Annotated in this window: 18 protein-coding genes; 5 read left to right on the top strand and 13 right to left on the bottom strand. The window is 44.5% G+C overall.

Annotated features, from left to right (window positions below; genetic code table 11):
* Positions 1-220 precede the first annotated feature (220 nt).
* Both OCV30_RS16270 and OCV30_RS16265 read left to right on the top strand, forming a co-directional pair.
* A complete protein-coding gene (locus OCV30_RS16270; RefSeq protein WP_017103481.1) occupies positions 221-469 on the top strand; it encodes a hypothetical protein in 249 nt (82 codons plus the stop codon).
* A gap of 22 nt (positions 470-491) precedes the next feature.
* Positions 492-1,751 carry a hypothetical protein gene (locus OCV30_RS16265; RefSeq protein ID WP_065680210.1) on the top strand — a complete coding sequence of 420 codons (1,260 nt, stop codon included), beginning with the start codon at positions 492-494 and terminating at the stop codon, positions 1,749-1,751.
* A gap of 377 nt (positions 1,752-2,128) precedes the next feature.
* Here the strand turns inward: OCV30_RS16265 and OCV30_RS16260 are convergent, their stop codons facing one another.
* From OCV30_RS16260 to OCV30_RS16240, 5 genes are all read right to left on the bottom strand, one after another.
* The gene (locus OCV30_RS16260; RefSeq protein ID WP_065680211.1) at positions 2,129-3,010 is read right to left on the bottom strand and encodes an AEC family transporter; all 882 of its coding nucleotides are present in this window, start codon (positions 3,008-3,010) and stop codon (positions 2,129-2,131) included.
* Between the two features lie 257 nt (positions 3,011-3,267).
* Positions 3,268-3,954, bottom strand: coding sequence for a DNA-3-methyladenine glycosylase I (locus OCV30_RS16255; RefSeq protein WP_065680212.1), 687 nt, complete (start codon positions 3,952-3,954; stop codon positions 3,268-3,270).
* A gap of 155 nt (positions 3,955-4,109) precedes the next feature.
* The gene (locus OCV30_RS16250; RefSeq protein ID WP_065680213.1) at positions 4,110-4,607 is read right to left on the bottom strand and encodes a GNAT family N-acetyltransferase; all 498 of its coding nucleotides are present in this window, start codon (positions 4,605-4,607) and stop codon (positions 4,110-4,112) included.
* A 42-nt stretch (positions 4,608-4,649) separates the two neighbouring features.
* On the bottom strand, positions 4,650-5,276 hold the full coding sequence (locus tag OCV30_RS16245; RefSeq protein ID WP_065680214.1) for an HD domain-containing protein: 627 nt from the start codon (positions 5,274-5,276) through the stop codon (positions 4,650-4,652).
* A 195-nt stretch (positions 5,277-5,471) separates the two neighbouring features.
* Positions 5,472-6,131 (bottom strand): HAD family hydrolase, encoded by a 660-nt coding sequence (locus tag OCV30_RS16240; protein ID WP_065680215.1) that lies wholly within the window; start codon positions 6,129-6,131, stop codon positions 5,472-5,474.
* A 411-nt stretch (positions 6,132-6,542) separates the two neighbouring features.
* On the opposite strand from OCV30_RS16240, the gene OCV30_RS16235 reads away from it, so the two are divergent.
* Positions 6,543-7,871, top strand: coding sequence for an anaerobic C4-dicarboxylate transporter (locus OCV30_RS16235; RefSeq protein ID WP_004732879.1), 1,329 nt, complete (start codon positions 6,543-6,545; stop codon positions 7,869-7,871).
* Between the two features lie 93 nt (positions 7,872-7,964).
* Here OCV30_RS16235 and OCV30_RS16230 read toward each other — a convergent pair whose 3' ends face one another.
* From OCV30_RS16230 to OCV30_RS16210, 5 genes are all read right to left on the bottom strand, one after another.
* Entirely contained in the window at positions 7,965-8,288 is a 324-nt protein-coding gene (locus OCV30_RS16230; RefSeq protein WP_065680216.1) for a DUF4144 domain-containing protein, read from the bottom strand.
* A 31-nt stretch (positions 8,289-8,319) separates the two neighbouring features.
* A complete protein-coding gene (locus tag OCV30_RS16225; protein ID WP_017069754.1) occupies positions 8,320-8,586 on the bottom strand; it encodes a Txe/YoeB family addiction module toxin in 267 nt (88 codons plus the stop codon).
* Positions 8,576-8,833: a type II toxin-antitoxin system Phd/YefM family antitoxin gene (locus tag OCV30_RS16220; RefSeq protein ID WP_017061616.1), complete on the bottom strand. Its 258-nt coding sequence runs from the start codon at positions 8,831-8,833 to the stop codon at positions 8,576-8,578. Before OCV30_RS16220 ends, OCV30_RS16225 begins: the two co-directional genes overlap by 11 nt.
* Positions 8,834-9,018: 185 nt before the next feature.
* Positions 9,019-9,810, bottom strand: coding sequence for a CLCA_X family protein (locus tag OCV30_RS16215; protein ID WP_065680217.1), 792 nt, complete (start codon positions 9,808-9,810; stop codon positions 9,019-9,021).
* 85 nt (positions 9,811-9,895) lie between these two features.
* Entirely contained in the window at positions 9,896-10,597 is a 702-nt protein-coding gene (locus tag OCV30_RS16210) for a flavin reductase family protein (RefSeq protein ID WP_065680218.1), read from the bottom strand.
* Positions 10,598-10,838: 241 nt separating this feature from the next.
* Between OCV30_RS16210 and OCV30_RS16205 the strand changes: the two genes are divergently transcribed.
* Complete coding sequence (locus OCV30_RS16205) at positions 10,839-11,246, top strand: hypothetical protein (protein WP_026012354.1); 408 nt, start codon at positions 10,839-10,841, stop codon at positions 11,244-11,246.
* 208 nt (positions 11,247-11,454) lie between these two features.
* Here OCV30_RS16205 and OCV30_RS16200 read toward each other — a convergent pair whose 3' ends face one another.
* The 3 genes from OCV30_RS16200 to OCV30_RS16190 all read right to left on the bottom strand — a co-directional run bounded on the left by OCV30_RS16200 (position 11,455) and on the right by OCV30_RS16190 (position 14,573).
* Positions 11,455-12,897, bottom strand: a complete 1,443-nt coding sequence (locus OCV30_RS16200; RefSeq protein ID WP_065680219.1) for an AGE family epimerase/isomerase — start codon at positions 12,895-12,897, stop codon at positions 11,455-11,457.
* A gap of 148 nt (positions 12,898-13,045) precedes the next feature.
* A complete protein-coding gene (locus tag OCV30_RS16195; RefSeq protein WP_102552608.1) occupies positions 13,046-13,807 on the bottom strand; it encodes an IS5 family transposase in 762 nt (253 codons plus the stop codon).
* A gap of 118 nt (positions 13,808-13,925) precedes the next feature.
* Positions 13,926-14,573 (bottom strand): glutathione S-transferase family protein, encoded by a 648-nt coding sequence (locus OCV30_RS16190; RefSeq protein WP_065679758.1) that lies wholly within the window; start codon positions 14,571-14,573, stop codon positions 13,926-13,928.
* Between the two features lie 138 nt (positions 14,574-14,711).
* On the opposite strand from OCV30_RS16190, the gene OCV30_RS16185 reads away from it, so the two are divergent.
* Positions 14,712-15,563: a LysR family transcriptional regulator gene (locus OCV30_RS16185; RefSeq protein ID WP_065679759.1), complete on the top strand. Its 852-nt coding sequence runs from the start codon at positions 14,712-14,714 to the stop codon at positions 15,561-15,563.
* The last annotated feature ends 78 nt before the right edge of the window (positions 15,564-15,641 follow it).

Genomic DNA, 15,641 nt, shown 5'->3' with positions numbered 1-15,641 from the left:
GAAAGTTAAGTCAAAGAAAATGTCTGTTCTTGTTGTCCATCTTGATTGTGCTGTATAGGGGGGCGATAACCCATTCCTTTGCTTGATGGTTGTATATTAAACATAACTGCAATAACCAACAACGATTTTAATTTTTTTTTGTATCGCCCTATGTTCTGATTCTCACTTGAATTAATTGAAAACAGACAAGCGGTCTAAATTTCGTTTTAGGAACAAATGTATGAAGAAAATCGTTGGTTTAATCTTATTAGCTTCACTTACTGCATGCGGTGGTGGAGGCGGCGGTGGCGGTGCGACTAAAGGTGGTAGCAGCAGTGGTGGTAGTACTGGCGGCAGTACAGCGGTTTCTACTCAAGCGCCCGAGCGTTCTGTTCTTAAACTTAGCGTGGGTGATGTACAGAAATTGAGCTCTGTTGTTTTCTCATCTGCAAGCATTACTGGATTTGAAGCTCCAAGTCAGTCCAAATAAACCACTAGAAGGAACATAAAATATGACAAAGACACTATTACCACTAGTGCTAGGCGTTTCTTCACTTGCGACAATGGTTCATGCAAACGAAGATATTAATCTACAGGGCTACTATAAATCTAAGGCGGCGATAAAGTTCGCTGTAGATAAAATTCAGCAAAATAAAGTTGAATTTATGAATTTAGATAAGGCGCTTACACTTTCCCCTAGCACTTCTCCGCAAACTCTAGTTTCTATTGATGACCTCGCTAATTCTAAGCCAGCACACAGTGATGTATTTGTGTCGAAGGTTAAAGAGTTCAAATTAACCAATAAAGTGTGCGTGATTTCAAAAGATGGCGCGACGATTGCGTTCGAAGCTGATGATGGTGCGACGACTTGTGCCTTTGATTTAGATAAAGTACACAAAGCAATGGCGAAAACAACGGAAGATCTTGTTTTCTTCAAACGCTACGGAACAGGTGAAGAGACTCAATATACAATTGATAAGATTAGTCTTATTGGTTTAGATATCTCTAATACATTCTTGTACACATCTAAGGGTAAATTGCTCGGTGATATCGTTAAGGTTAAGACGAGCCCTGCCGGCAAGTACACTGTTGAACATTACGTGGATGCAGGCCCAGAAGACGGGACTAAGATTGGCTTTAAGGCGTATCAATGGGCAGATGATATGGTCGATGGTCAGAAAGCGACAGTTAACTCTGTGTCATACCATTACGGCTCGAAAGTTACGTTGGACAGCAAAAAGACAGCGTTTCACTGGGCGATAAAAGATGATGTAGTGCCTTCTAATGCTAACGGTGATTTCTACTTTGCTGGAGCGGTTCGCCGTTTAGCGCGTTCTTCTGTCGACAACAGCATTGAGCAGAAAGATACGTACTCTAGCAAAGCCCCGTCTGATTTGATCGCTTATAACTTCAATAACGCTAATAAATTAGTTGGTCTGAGCCCTGATGCTTGTACGATTAAGCAAATTGCTGACGGTAAGGCAACGGTAACTTGGTACACTGGATTTAATCGAGGAAAGGATTGTTCAGCAACAGCCGCTGACCTTGCTGGTAAAAAGAAAGTGACCACTTCTACTCTTACGAATGATGGCAGTAAGAAAGTGTCGGTTGCTAGCTTGAAAAAAAGTGCGTCTGATATTTTTCAGGCAGTGGAGCTAGACGCTACATCAGCTTCTGGTTTAACGGATGCTGAGTTTACTGCAATGAAAGCGAAATATGATGCAGCGACAAAGCAATACAAAGACTTCAATAGCATTCAATTCTGGAAGTAGTTAACTCTAATTCCTAACTTTCTGAACACAAAAATGGGCAGTTTATCTGCCCATTTTTATAACTGTAATTAGGGCGTGTTGACCTTTCGTGGTTAAATTTTGTTCGAGATAAAAGCGTTTTAATCGCGGCGAGGGGGAAGTCGCCTAGTCATTCTAAGCAAATCTTCCTCAACAAAGAGTAAAGCGCTTTTTGCGGGGGCGCCCAGCCGAACCCTTCGGGCAGCGCTTGCTGGTCATTTCTACTGTGTTATCGGCTTCTCATGTAGGCTAGCTACACATCGGTGCCTCTGCCTTGTATAAATACCCAGCAACTCGCTGCAAAAATCAGCTCGAAAGATCAACACGCCCTAGTGACAACCCTTCCCTTAGGTCGAGATTCAACTCGATAAAGACAGTGCGAACGACAACAAGATTGGTAGGGTAACCACACTTAGGAAGTTACCAAACAACACCATAGATGCGACCTTAGGGGGCTCGACATTGAACCTCTCTGCAAACAGGTAGTTCATCACAGCGGGTGGCAGCATGGTGAACAGTACCATCATTTGTAAGTGCAGCGTCGGCAGCGGGATAAAGAAATAGATGATGGTAAAAGCGATCGCCCCTGTAAACAGCGATTGAGCCGTACACAACAAGCCAACTTTTAATCCGCTCAGCCTCAAGTTGACCATTTGTGAACCCAGCGACAGCAGCATAATAGGAACGGCAGCTTGCCCAAGCAGTGATGTGGCTTCGTAGATCGGATTCCATACGGTAATTCCAGACAGGTTGAGCGTCATCGCTAGCGCAGCCGCTAAGAAGATTGGCATCTTGAGGATCTGTTTGATCGGATTACCGTCGCTCAATAGCGCCAACCCCACACTGATATGGACACATGCCGATACCACAAATAGTAATACCGCAGGGGCTAATGCGCTCTCGCCAAAGGTATAGGTGAATAGGGGAATGGCTAGGTTGCCACTATTACGGAACATGTGTGGCGGAGCCCAAGCCTTGAAATTGAGCTTAAAGATCTTACAGATCGGAATCATCAACAATGCAGGCACTAACACTGCGATCAAAGAAGCGGTTATGAGTGGCAATTGCTCTGTGTCGAGAGGCATGGTGGTCAGCGATGCAAATACTAGCGCAGGGATACACACATCCATATTGATGCGATTGATCGGTTTGAAATCGGGCTTGAGCCAACGACCGACCGCAAAGCCAGCACTGGCTAAAGCAAAAACGGGAAACAGAATGCTGATGACCTGTTCGAACATAGAATTCCTTTCTAGGTTTAGTACCTCCATTTAGCGGAGAAACGAATGTTTTAGAGAGCGCTATAGATACGTATGAAATCGAGATGTATAAACATTAACCTATCAACATAATGACTTGGCGTCACCGAAGATCGTTGTCTGTCAGCGGTTAATTTACATTTCTTTGAATGAAGCACAAAAAAGACCAGTGGCATCAGCAACGGGTCTTTAAAGGCTAGATAAATCTGGACGGGTTCTTTAATTAACTACGGTGACCACTAAACGCGATTATCACCACAGCTGTAGGCAACGATCTGGCTGATTTCGCTCAGGCTACGACCTGATTGTTGCTGCCACTCGTTGAAAGCCTTGCTCGCCGCGACTTGTGCTCGCTTGGTGTTACGGCCGCTATCCACCACCTCGGTACTGCGCAGGTGCGCTTCAACATCTGATGACAAGATGAAGGTGTCTTTACCCATTTGGCGCAGAGTGTAGGCACCAGTATTACCACCTAATCGCTTGCCGTGTTTTTTCAGGTAATCCCACAGCTCTGTGATACGTTCTGATGGCCAGTCGGCAACCATTTGCGAGAATGAATCGGCTTCACGCTTGGCATTGTGGATCATGGTGGCATTAGCAGGGATGGTCATCACTTTAGTGAGGTGGCGAATAATGCGCGGGTCTTGCGCTTTCTGTTCCCACATCTCATTTGGCAGCATCAGCATTTTCTCGATGTTGAATTCAAAAAACACTTCTTCAAATTGCGGCCACTTCTTTCTCACCACATTCCATGAAATACCACACTGGAATACTTTTTCAGTAAAGGCGGCTAGCCAACGATCGTCTGTGACTTGCGATAGCTCGGCTTGGGAAAGGGGTGCACGAACAATTTTTTCGAGTTCGGCCGCTCCGCCTTTACGGTGAGCAGCACGTTGATAAATAGTGTCGAATTTTTCTTGGGTCATTGGAGGTTCCAAATTACATCTGTGTATCTTGAGTATGTAGCTAATGCTCAATGATATGGGGTCAAATCTGGCAATTAAAACAAGTCGATTAACTAAATAAGTCTGTTAATTAAAACAATCCTGGTAACTAAAATTAACCTGACAATTAAAATGAACTAGCAGAGCTTTAATTCCATCTGATACAAGGGCCATGTTTTACCATTGAACTCTTTTACGCTCGGCTCTTTGTCTACCACCTGAAAGCCCGCTTTGTCGTAGCAGCGTTTTGCACCGTGGTTTTGCTTAAATACGGCCAAGGAGATGGTTGTGACATCAGGGATCTGTTTCGCCGCTTCTAATGCACTTTCAAGCATGGATTGCCCAAGCCCTTTGCCTCGTTGGTTTGGGTGAATCGAGACTCGGCAAAAGCGAAGCTCATTGTCTGACATGCGTTGAAACTCCATAAAACCGAGCAAGTCATTGGTATTCGAGTTAGTGCTAGACGTGGAGAATGTGTAAAGCTCGACATGTGGCTCTTGAGAACGTTCGATGATGGAAGAGGCTTCTAACGGCCAACCAAAGGTTCGTCCTCCCCACAGTACGTAGTCTTCGAGGGATGTGAACCAAGTGACGATCTCGTCGGCGTCGGATGCTTTAAAGCGGTTTATTTCCATATCCTTGTCTCTTCCTTGTCGTGTGTCTCTTTTTCTAAACCATTAAACTTCCGTACTCAACTGCTCAAGAAAGCCACGCATATAGTCAGTGCGCTTGTTGGCTTCTAACTTGGCGGATTCTGTATTCATGGTTTCAGCGAGCTTGAACAGTTTCACGTAGAAATGGTCGACGCTGTAATGCTTGTCATCCAAGTCACGCTGCTTCGCGAATGGGTCTTCATGGTTATACAGCTCTGCGTTAAAGCTTTGACCCACGTATAGGCAGCGAGCAATGCCAATCGCACCGAGAGAATCTAGGCGATCTGCATCTTGAACAATCTGTGCTTCCAAGGTTTCTGGTGTGATGTTGGCGCTGTAACTGTGAGTGACAATAGCGTGATGGATTTCGTCGAGATAGAACGCGGGATACTCGATAGATTTGAGGAAAGAGACCGCCTTGTCTGCCGCCATTTGTGAGCTTTGGGCTCTGTCTGGGTGGTTCTTAGGGAAGGTGAAGCAATCATGAAGGTAAGCGGCAGGCAGAACGACCTCAAGCTTAGCTTGTTCTTGAGTACACAAAACCTCAGCAGTTTTGACTACTCGCTTGATATGGCTAATGTCGTGCGCGGCATCCTGTGTCATCTCTTGCTGAGCAAAATCAAGCAGTTGGCTTTCAAATCTTTTAATCACGCGTCCCTTTCTCCGTCTCTAGACGTTATTAATGTTGCTTATCGATTAGTATAGTTTCATATCGACTGTAACAGTTTCTTGCGCGATATTTTATCTTTTATAAAAGGAATATAAACAAAAAAACCGACTCAGTGAGTCGGTTTAATAGAGAGGCTCTTCTACGTTGATTAAAGCATTATCAACGATAATTAGAGCTTAAGCTGCAGCTTGTTGAAGCTGCGCTAACACATGATGTAGGGAAGGGCTGATCGTGTGACCAAGCGCTTTCACTTCGTCACATGGTTCTACCAAATCTGGGATCTGGAAGCTGATCATGTTGGCTGCCATAGATGCGCGAATACCGTTGTTTGAATCTTCAAACGCTAGGCAATTTTCAGGTGCAACACCTAAGCGCTCTGCCGTTAGCAAGTAGATCTCTGGGTGAGGCTTACCATTGGTGACTTCACAGCCTGTGCTTAATGAGGTGAAGTAAGAATCTAGGCCAGCCAGTTCAAGCTTCTTTTTCGCGATATCAAGCTGGGTGGAGGTCGCTACCGCGATTGGAATGTCGTTTTCTTTGAGCCATTCAAGTAGTTCGATAACACCATCTTTAACTGGGATTGCTTGGTGCTTAACAACCGCATTGTAGCGAGTGCGCCATTCGGTGTTCAGCGCCGGGTAATCTAACCCTTCGCCGTAGCCCTTTCTAAAAATCTGTTCGATGGTTTTTGCGTTACAACCAATGATGCCTAAGTAAACATCTTGCAAGAACGGAACATCTTGCGCGTGACATGCTTCTTCAAAAATCTGCATACAAAGTCTCTCGGTGTCGAGTAACAGTCCATCCATATCAAAAATAGCAGCTTGAAAATTCATATCTGTGGTTCTTTATGTGTTGTCATCGTGAGGGCGAGTATTTTGACATAGTGTCTCGGGATAGGCGAGTTAGTGTTCAGTAAGAATATGCTTAGTTAGATCGGAAATATGCTTCTGAATGACTTTGTATATGATTGATTATGAATGAAATAATATCGTTAAGTTATGAATCTGGCACTTTATAGGCCATACAGATCTAACAGTCACAATAATGGTTATCGTACATAACAAATTTAGATTTAGAGTCTGTCTTCCTATTACATTTCATAAACTTACGGTTCAGTTAGCGTGACCATAATCTTAGAAAAAACAATTTGCGAGAGTCTGCAATCATAGTGTGACCAAGCGATAAGTAAATAGCGGAACTTAGGGACAAAATATCATTAGTCCATATTTTTAGCAGGGTTGCTTATGTTGTATTTTGAGTTTCTATTTTTATTAGTCGTTCTTTATATCGGGTCTCGGTATGGCGGTATTGGGTTAGGTGTTGTTTCTGGTATTGGTTTGGTTATCGAGGTGTTTGTCTTCAAGATGCCACCAACGTCTCCACCTGTCACCGTAATGCTGATCATCCTCGCTGTTGTTACCTGTGCTTCTATTCTTGAAGCGGCTGGTGGCTTGAAATACATGCTGCAAGTGGCCGAAAGGGTACTGAGAAAGAACCCGAAACGCGTCACTTTGATAGCACCGTTCGTGACTTACTCGATGACTTTCCTATTGGGCACTGGCCATGCGGTTTACTCCATCATGCCTATCATCGGCGATGTTGCATTGAAGAATGGTATTCGTCCTGAGCGCCCAATGGCGGCTGCATCTGTTGCATCTCAACTGGCGATTACTGCATCTCCAATCTCGGCAGCAGTGGTTTATTACCTCGCGCAACTTTCTGATATCCAACACTCTATTACTCTGCTTTCTATTTTGATGGTGACGGTTCCTGCAACGCTGTTCGGCACACTTTTACTTTCTCTGTATAGCTTGAAACGTGGCAAAGAACTGAACGACGATCCTGAATACCAAGCGCGTCTAAAAGATCCTGAGTGGAAAAAGCGCATCGAAAGCACCACTGCGACGTCTTTGGATGAAGTACTGCCAACTTCGGCTCGTAATGCAGTATTGATTTTCTTACTTTCAATTGTGGTGATTGTTATCGTGGCGATGGTGCCAGAGATCAGAACCATCGTAGACGGCGACAAGCCAATCAAGATGTCGGTGATCATCCAAATGATGATGCTCTGTTTCGGCGGTATCATCTTGCTGGCAACCAAAACTGACCCGCGTGATGTGCCAAACGGTGTGGTATTCAAATCGGGTATGGTGGCGGCGATTGCTATCTTCGGTATCGCTTGGATGTCGGATACTTACTTCCAATACGCAATGCCTCAGTTCAAATCTGGCATCGTGGAAATGGTGACCAACTACCCATGGACGTTCGCACTAGCGCTGTTCATCGTATCAGTTGTGGTGAACTCTCAAGCCGCTACTGCACGTATGATGCTACCAGTTGGCCTTGGCTTAGGATTAGACCCAGCACTGCTTATCGGCTTGATGCCAGCGGTTTACGGCTACTTCTTCATCCCGAACTACCCATCAGATATCGCAACGGTGAACTTCGATGTGTCTGGCACTACCAAGATTGGTAAGTGGTACTTCAACCACTCATTCATGTCGGTGGGTTTAATCGGTGTGGTCGGTGCATGTTGTTTAGGCTACGCACTGGCACAGATTTTTATCGCTTAATTAAGCGATAGCGAAATAACAAACAAAAACAGCGCCTATTTTGGCGCTGTTTTTGTTTTAACAGGTTTAGTTTATTAGCTTTAAGGAGAGCTATTAACGTCGCTCAAAAGCCAGTGACTGAATTGCTTCTTCGATAGTCAGGAAGTGGATCTTCATCAGGCACACTTCAGCTTTCTGAAACTCGTGGTTTCGAATCAGTTTGGTCACGCTTTCAACCGAATATTGGTCTGCTCGTTTAGCTAGAGACAGTTGGTTCGAGTGCGATTTAAGCGAGTAGCTGTCTCCCTCTGAGTCGATGAGGTGATCATCATCGCCCAAGATCATGTCTGAGCATTCAGCCTGAAAATCTTGTTCTGACGCGACGTAAATAAGCTCATCGTCACCGTCGAGTTTTACCAAAGATGGCCAACTGATCATTACTGCCCTTTCTATGTGCTGCTTACTGCTTTTAATAGTGGTGACGACAAGCAATTATGTAAAAGTTATCGTCATCTGCTTTATACACTAATCGATTCTTGTCATCGATTCGTCTTGACCAAAAGCCAGAGAGGTTGCCGACTAGTGGCTCCGGCTTTCCAATCCCTTCAAAGGGCGTTCTTTTGGCAGCTTCAATCAACTTATTTAGTTTCTTGAGCGTTTTCTTGTCTTGGGTTTGCCAGTATAGGTAATCTTCCCAAGCATTATCTGTAAATACAATCTTTCGATCATTCGTCATTATTCAATTCTCGAACGGTTGTATTTCCGGCTTCGAGTTGAGCAATGGATTCAGCCAATCTTTCAGCGTTTTTAGGCGAGCTCATTAGGTACAAGGTTTCTTGCATTGAATTAAAATGATCAAGAGACATTACCACGGCATCTTCTGAATCTCGTCTGGTTATTACCGTAACATCAGAATCGTCTACCACTCTATCGAGCACAGACTTAAGGCTATTTCTGGCCTCAGTAAAAGAAACAATATTCATCACTTATTTACCCTGTTGTTTTTGGATATGTTTACTCTTTCAATATACACAGAATAGTTAATCATTCATGAATTAACTATTGTACATGTTCCGCTTGTTGACATGTTATCTCAGAGATTACACATGATCAACTTATGGTACATGTCACTCACTGTAAATCTGCAAAGTGTTACTGATTCAAAATGCTATTTACTTAAAGATCGGCCTAGTGGCGCGAAGTAACCTTGCAGGGCTTGGAAAATCTCTTCTCGATGCGCCATATCAGGGTACACAGGGTACATATCCGGTTTGGTTGTGCCATCTACCAAATAAACGTTTTTGATATCAGAACAGGATTCAATTACTGACTCAAAGGCACGCGCCGTCATCTCTGTTGGTAGTGAGAAGTAACGGGCCGACATCGCTTTGTCGGCAATAACACTTCGCGCCACGTAATCGTGTTTGTCTAGGTTATTGTCGCTGAGTAGTGTGGCATCGAACAGTGACATCAAACTCTCGTTTAATGGATGAGGTCGCACCTTTCTATCGTGTAGCCAACAGTCACTGGCGAACAAGATTTGCTTGCGAGGACCGGAGGTATCACCAATCTCAAACGCCTTTTCGGCAATGTAGTGGTCAAATGCATGCCAGAACTCATGCGCTAACGCACCAGCCCCTGCGTTTTTAGCGAGGGCTAATTCTCTTTGGTTTGGCGCATAGTGTGCTTGTACACCCTTTCTGCCACCACTGCCGAAAGCTAAGCCTAATGTGCCGCGAAGGCCAATCGCTTCTGGTGGCAGAGCCAAGATGTAAGCCAAGTCTGCTAACGAGTCGAATATCAGATTTGCAGCGAGCTCTTTCTCTTCTTTCGTTACCCAAGCGCCCACACGAATGCTGCCCATACCGAAGGTCTGTTTGATGTCCATGAATGACACCTGATCGCCATGTCGGTAGTCTGGGCCTTTGCGTGTCTTGTATTTAAAGTGAGTTAACTTCAAAAGGGTCCTTGGAAATAGATGTAGTTTAGCGCTGTTGTGTGGTGCACAGGGTTAAGTTGGGAAAGTTAGCACCTTTGTCCGTAAATTACCGAGCAAAATGAGTGAGATTGTGTTCGAAAGCCTCCCATGAGGTTGGGTTACCTTCGTGGGTCAGTGGAAATAGTGACCTATTTGGTTTTGCATAGCTTAAACGATGTAGCCTCTGCGTGACATGATAACTGTCTAGCCCTGAAATCGTGACCAAATCTAACGCTTCTAAATCTAGGTAGCCGTCCGGCATCACAGCTCGTTTTGGCGCGTGAACCGTAACAACTTCACCAATCAACATTTGAGTTTGGTTACTTTCAATTGTTATCTGCTCTTTGAAGGCTAAGCCTATTTTCAGAGGGCTTTCCAAAACAAACGGAGCAGGGAACACATCATCGTAATAGGGCGTGAGGCCGACCGCGTTAAATTCTGAGACTGATTTAGGATAACGAGCGGAGGTTTGATGAGCTTTTTGAACAAAGCCCGCCCCGATACTATTGATAGTGAAGTGTTGAGTTTCTAGGATATTTTCTAGTGTATGACGGCGACTTTCCGCAGGCCGGATGATGAAGCCGAGTAAAGGTGGATTCGACCCCAAATGAACCACGGAGCTCACTACTGCAAGATTTTCTAGCCCTTGCTTGTCACAGGTGCCAATAAGGTTTGCGCTTTTAAACCCCGATAAGGAGTTAATTAAACGAGCGCGTTCACGCTGGTCCATTGCTTGGATATCTTGTCTTGAAAGGGTCATTGCCTTCATATCTTCTCTTCTTCTCACTTTTGTTTTCGACGACTTGTTTACTAACCAAACTAAAACATATCTACGCAGCATCACTTTATTCCGATCATCCAGTTTGAATAAGTGGTAGTGAAAGGAGGATTCTTTTAGAAAACTGCAATTTCCTTGAAATTAAATGTGACACTGTAGCTTAATTTGTTGTTGCAGCGGTTTGCTATTGAGCGATACCATGTACGGCTATTTCTTTGGTAAAGATGTAATTATGTCAGATGAAAAGCTCGCGCTAGAGTGGATGCGCCAACAAGCGCATAGAATTGATCCATATGTTATAAATCCATCATTTGATGAATGCGTTGAGTTGCTTGAGCCTGCCTTTAAGAAGGGCAAGAGTGTCGCGCAGCTAAAATATCTATTATCAGAAGCGGATCGCCGAGCGGGAGCTGCCGAACGTAAACATGCTGCTTTAAAGTTTGCTAAAGAAAAAAGCCCAAAGGCAGGTCAAAACCTTCGTCTGCAAAGCAAACTTCAACAAGTTCAATTGGCATTAAAGTTAGCAACTGGCGACAACAATATGACTATATCGCAGTTCTGCTCTGAATATGATGTCAGTAAGCGAGACGGCAACGAAGCGTGGAATGAAAAGTTGGTTGAGCAGAATAATAAGAAGTGATTTCGTGATGCCGTATATGGTTTAACTGAAGATCCGACAAGATTCACTTGCTTATGTATTCATTTAAATTCCTACCAATAAATGTTGCTCAACGGTATTTCAAAAGCCTGAAGATCTTCTTTTCAGGCTTTGTCAACAGCTAGCCACTCATCAGTTCCGTCTTAGTCGTTAACCACGTCTAAAAGTACCGATGAGTGAATATCAGGTATCAAGGTCGAATGTTGTTGAAACTGACCTTTTGCGTTCCATCACTCTGATTCTCTAATTTAATTACATCTCCTTGATAGTAATAAGGTTCCATTGGCATCTTGCTGTTGGTTGGCCTTGCGTAGTGAAGTACAGCGGGTTTACCTTCCTCTTGTCGAGCATATAAATAGCCAATCAGCGCATGTTCAAATTGGTGATAGCCATTGCCCCAATGGAACGCTTTAGTACGCTTAGGCTCAAGCCCAACGCCACCGTATTTATGATCTACCCATACATCATGAAAGGTGGGCAGGGTGTATTGCAGTACGTCTTTCATTGAACCATCGATAAGCGATACCGTCATCGCAGCTTGATCAAGCTCAGCCCATTCCCATGATGACGCCCATTGGCTGTACGGTCTGCTTTGCCAGCCCGTGATATCTTGCCCTTGCCACATCTTCTGAAGTCGCTCGCCAAAGTAGTTAGATACATTGGCAAAATCTTTTTGATATTGCGCCTGAGCCAAAGTGTGTTTCATACCGTCTAAACCAAACTCAGACCAATCGGAATTTTTTAATGCATGACCAGTTAGATAGGTCATCCAATACGCTTTAATGGTGTGCCCAAAATCATTGTGATTGGCATTCGGCATCATTGCCGCTTTGTCGTGAATTGCGCCGTAGAAGCGTTGTTCATCTTCAGAGTGGTAGTGATCAATCATGGCTTGCGTGAGCCAGTTTAAGTCATCAAGCCATTTGGCTTTGACGGGCTCTTTGAGCAGAGGAGCGACTAACAACAGGTAGCCGTTTATTTGATCAAGTTGCGCGACCAGTTCACGTCGTTTTGCACTGCCATCTTCACCGTCGGCGAGTACCCAAGCAAGACCGCTGTTGTCGCTAAGTCGATATTTATCAAAGATAAAAGCTTGTTGGGCGATGAGTGCTTCTTCTACCTTTTTGTCTTGGGTCAGGTAGTAGTACATCGCGAGTCCAACCAGCGCATACGCTTGATCTTGAGAGGTACGTTGCTGCCAATCTTGACCCGCTTTTCCCTCTTTTGTGTAGCCAATAAAGCCACCATTTTTCTTATCTTTTAGTTGATCAATGAGGTAGTAGGCACCTTGCTTGGCAAGCGCTAAAGCTTGTTTGTCTCCAGTAAGGTGATAGAGCACGCCATAGGCATAGGTTTGGCGTGATTTCATACGCGTAAACTCCTTGCCAAAGTGCGGAGTGATCCAGCCTCTGTTCAATTCAGGACACACATCAGATACATCGAGCAAGGTGCCATCATCACAACGAAATGTCGGGAAGTTGCCTATCGGTTCTCCCTGTGCGCTCGGCATAAGCCAGTAAGGTGCGAGCCCTTCAGAAGCATGATTGATCCAGTCTTCTCCAGAGGGAAGGGTGACATTGGCAGATACGGCCAAGCTAGTGACACTGAGTAATGCGATGGTTGCTCGTAACATAACGTTTATCTTAACTATTTGAATTTAGTTGAATATAAACAATCACATCTGCACATTGTGATTAGGCGATCACAATCGATCAAATTATTAAGGTTTAAATAAAGGCTCACAGACTAGGGCGTGTTGATCTTTGCTGTACATTTTGTGTTCAACAATACATCGGTAGCCACATTAACATGAATGCCAGCGATAACATGCTGGCATAATTCCTTTCTAGCTTGTCATATCTACTTGAAATAGCTCGATAATGCTTAATTCTCCCAAAGGCATTTTCGACCAAGTGACGATACTTGTATAGACACCAATCCATACTGTCTTTGTCTATATCTTGTCCGTAATTGCGTTTAGCAATTACCGTTTCTCCGCCACGTTCCTTAACAAAAGTACGGAAAGGTTCGCTGTCATATCCTTTATCACAAACGATAGTATTAACTTCATCGAGTTGTTCAACTAAGCTTTCGGCATGCACTATATCGTGGCGTTGTCCTTCTGATAAATCAAAGCAAATCGGCAGACCACCACTATCTACGGCTAAGTGAATTTTGGTTGAGTTGCCCCCGCGACTTTTTCCTATTTGCTCTGAGCTTTCAGTAGCTGCACCTGTACTATGCTGATGCGCTCGAACTATAGAGCCATCAAGAAAGACCCATTCAAAATCAGCCATGCTAGATAAGCTTTTGAAAAGTTTATCTAAAATCCCTTTCTTTGACCAAAGATTAAATCGTCTGTAAACGGTACTCCACTCTCCGAACTCAGAGGGTAGATCTCGCCAAGGAATACCTGTTCTCATTCGATAAAGTATTCCTTCAAATGTCATTCGATGTTCAGTTTTATCGTAAATACGACCTGTACTTTTCATAACTTGGAGTAGCAGTTCCCAGCGAATATCAGTTAGCATTGTTCTTGGCATGGTATTGGTTATGGTTTTACTTTTGGCGAAGCAAATTATAACTCTTTACCATGCTGTTCAAAAAACACTCACGAAAGATCAACACGCCCTAGTGAGCCTTGAAAGGGTGTTTTGTATTTTATACTTGGTCGCCTGCCTCGTCCTCTTCAACCACATCGGTTTCTAAGCTTGCCTCTGCTAGCCATTTTTTTACTGATGGACTGTTGAGCACACGTTGTTGATACTGTGATGCCTTCTCTGAAAGTTGGATGCCATAGGTTTCTACGCGCAATGCAAGGGGTGCAAACATCGCATCGGCAATCGACCATTCACCAAATAACCAACCTTCTGGATATTGTTCCATTTGCGTCGACCATATGGCATCAATACGGGCTATGTCTTTCAATGCTTCTTCACTCAAAGCAAGCTTTCGTTGAGCGCGGCAGTTCATCGGCATTTCATTTCTTACGGCAAAAAATCCAGAGTGCATCTCTGCCGAAATTGCTCGGGCATGGGCGCGTTCTTTCACTGATTTAGGCCATGCTGCGCCGTCCAAGTAAGCTTCGTTAACGTATTCGAGAATCGCCAGTGAATCCCACACCGCAACGTCACCGTCAACCAGGGTTGGAACTTTGGCTGTTGGTGTCACTGAAGCTAGTGTGTCGTAAAAATCAGAAGTGAATAGCTTGAGCTTGATGACTTCCGCATTGAGGTTGTAGTTGTCGAATATTAGCCATGCGCGCAATGACCAAGTTGAGTAGTTCTGGTTTCCAATATAAAGCTGCATAGTTGCTTCCTTGCGTTTAGTGTGGATGCTTTGAGACTTAGGGTAAGGTATTGAGCCTTAGGGGAATTCATTTGAGCTTAGGGGATTGTATTGCGGCGCACTAACGGATAATTTTGATGCAATACATTAATAAAAACGATGGGTGGTGATTTCAATATGGATATTGATGCTTTGCGAGGCTTTCTCGCGTTTGTAGAAACCAGTAGCTTTACTCGTGCAGCGAAACAGATCAATCGCACCCAATCGGCATTCAGTGCGCAGATGCGCAAACTGGAAGAAGAACTCAACGTGACCCTTTTCCAGAAAGAAGGCCGTAATCTCGTGCTGACAGAGGCTGGCTTAGCGCTGCGTTCTCATGCGGAGCAGTTGGTCGCCCTCCACAATACCGCCCTCAAGCAAGTAAAGCGTTACGAAGACAAACAACCTTTAAGACTCGGTTGCCCTGAAGACTACAATGACACTATTCTGCCAAAAGTGATTCGCCTGTTGCAGAAAGCAGAACCCACCTGTTCTATTCAAGTATTCAGCCTGCCAAGCATTACGCTCAGAGAGTGGTTGGATGATGGCAGGCTTGATGCTGCAATTGTCACCCGAGCGCCTGACAGTGAAGAGGGCTATTGGCTTACCAGTGATGTGGGAGTATGGATAAGCAGCCCAGACTATGTGTTCGATGATTCTAAACCCGTCCCACTAGCCTTGTTTCAGACCGATTGTAAGTATCACGCAGCGGCAGTGAATGGCCTAACTAAACAGGGTACGCCTTATCAGTTGTTGGCGTGCAGTAATACCGCTTCGGCGCAACGTGCCATTGTTAAAGCAGGTTTAGCGATTGGCGCGATGGGTAAGCTGAGTGTGACTTCTGATCTGAACATTCTGGAAGATATGCCACCACTGCCTTCGGTGGATATTGTGCTGATTTTAGCGAGCAAACATCACCCAGTGTTAGACAAAGAAGTGCTCAATCAACTTGTGGAGTCGGACTCCAATTAGATTTTTTCTCGGTGAGGGTAATGTTGAGTGCGGAGCTAAAATAGATAGGCCGAGAACATGCTGTTTCGCGGAGAACGT

Source organism: Vibrio atlanticus, assembly GCF_024347315.1.
Taxonomy (GTDB): domain Bacteria; phylum Pseudomonadota; class Gammaproteobacteria; order Enterobacterales; family Vibrionaceae; genus Vibrio; species Vibrio atlanticus.
The sequence above is the reverse complement of the archived record's forward strand: the minus strand, read 5'-3'. Positions and strand labels throughout refer to the sequence as shown.

Excerpts from the sequence above, each read along its gene's own strand:
- OCV30_RS16270 (WP_017103481.1), top strand. The coding sequence starts at position 221 with ATGAAGAAAATCGTTGGTTTAATCTTATTAGCTTCACTTACTGCATGC.
- OCV30_RS16265 (WP_065680210.1), top strand. The coding sequence starts at position 492 with ATGACAAAGACACTATTACCACTAGTGCTAGGCGTTTCTTCACTTGCG.
- OCV30_RS16260 (WP_065680211.1), bottom strand. The coding sequence starts at position 3,010 with ATGTTCGAACAGGTCATCAGCATTCTGTTTCCCGTTTTTGCTTTAGCC.
- OCV30_RS16255 (WP_065680212.1), bottom strand. The coding sequence starts at position 3,954 with ATGACCCAAGAAAAATTCGACACTATTTATCAACGTGCTGCTCACCGT.
- OCV30_RS16250 (WP_065680213.1), bottom strand. The coding sequence starts at position 4,607 with ATGGAAATAAACCGCTTTAAAGCATCCGACGCCGACGAGATCGTCACT.
- OCV30_RS16240 (WP_065680215.1), bottom strand. The coding sequence starts at position 6,131 with ATGAATTTTCAAGCTGCTATTTTTGATATGGATGGACTGTTACTCGAC.
- OCV30_RS16235 (WP_004732879.1), top strand. The coding sequence starts at position 6,543 with ATGTTGTATTTTGAGTTTCTATTTTTATTAGTCGTTCTTTATATCGGG.
- OCV30_RS16230 (WP_065680216.1), bottom strand. The coding sequence starts at position 8,288 with ATGATCAGTTGGCCATCTTTGGTAAAACTCGACGGTGACGATGAGCTT.
- OCV30_RS16225 (WP_017069754.1), bottom strand. The coding sequence starts at position 8,586 with ATGACGAATGATCGAAAGATTGTATTTACAGATAATGCTTGGGAAGAT.
- OCV30_RS16220 (WP_017061616.1), bottom strand. The coding sequence starts at position 8,833 with ATGAATATTGTTTCTTTTACTGAGGCCAGAAATAGCCTTAAGTCTGTG.
- OCV30_RS16210 (WP_065680218.1), bottom strand. The coding sequence starts at position 10,597 with ATGAAGGCAATGACCCTTTCAAGACAAGATATCCAAGCAATGGACCAG.
- OCV30_RS16205 (WP_026012354.1), top strand. The coding sequence starts at position 10,839 with ATGTCAGATGAAAAGCTCGCGCTAGAGTGGATGCGCCAACAAGCGCAT.
- OCV30_RS16200 (WP_065680219.1), bottom strand. The coding sequence starts at position 12,897 with ATGTTACGAGCAACCATCGCATTACTCAGTGTCACTAGCTTGGCCGTA.
- OCV30_RS16195 (WP_102552608.1), bottom strand. The coding sequence starts at position 13,807 with ATGCCAAGAACAATGCTAACTGATATTCGCTGGGAACTGCTACTCCAA.
- OCV30_RS16190 (WP_065679758.1), bottom strand. The coding sequence starts at position 14,573 with ATGCAGCTTTATATTGGAAACCAGAACTACTCAACTTGGTCATTGCGC.
- OCV30_RS16185 (WP_065679759.1), top strand. The coding sequence starts at position 14,712 with ATGGGTGGTGATTTCAATATGGATATTGATGCTTTGCGAGGCTTTCTC.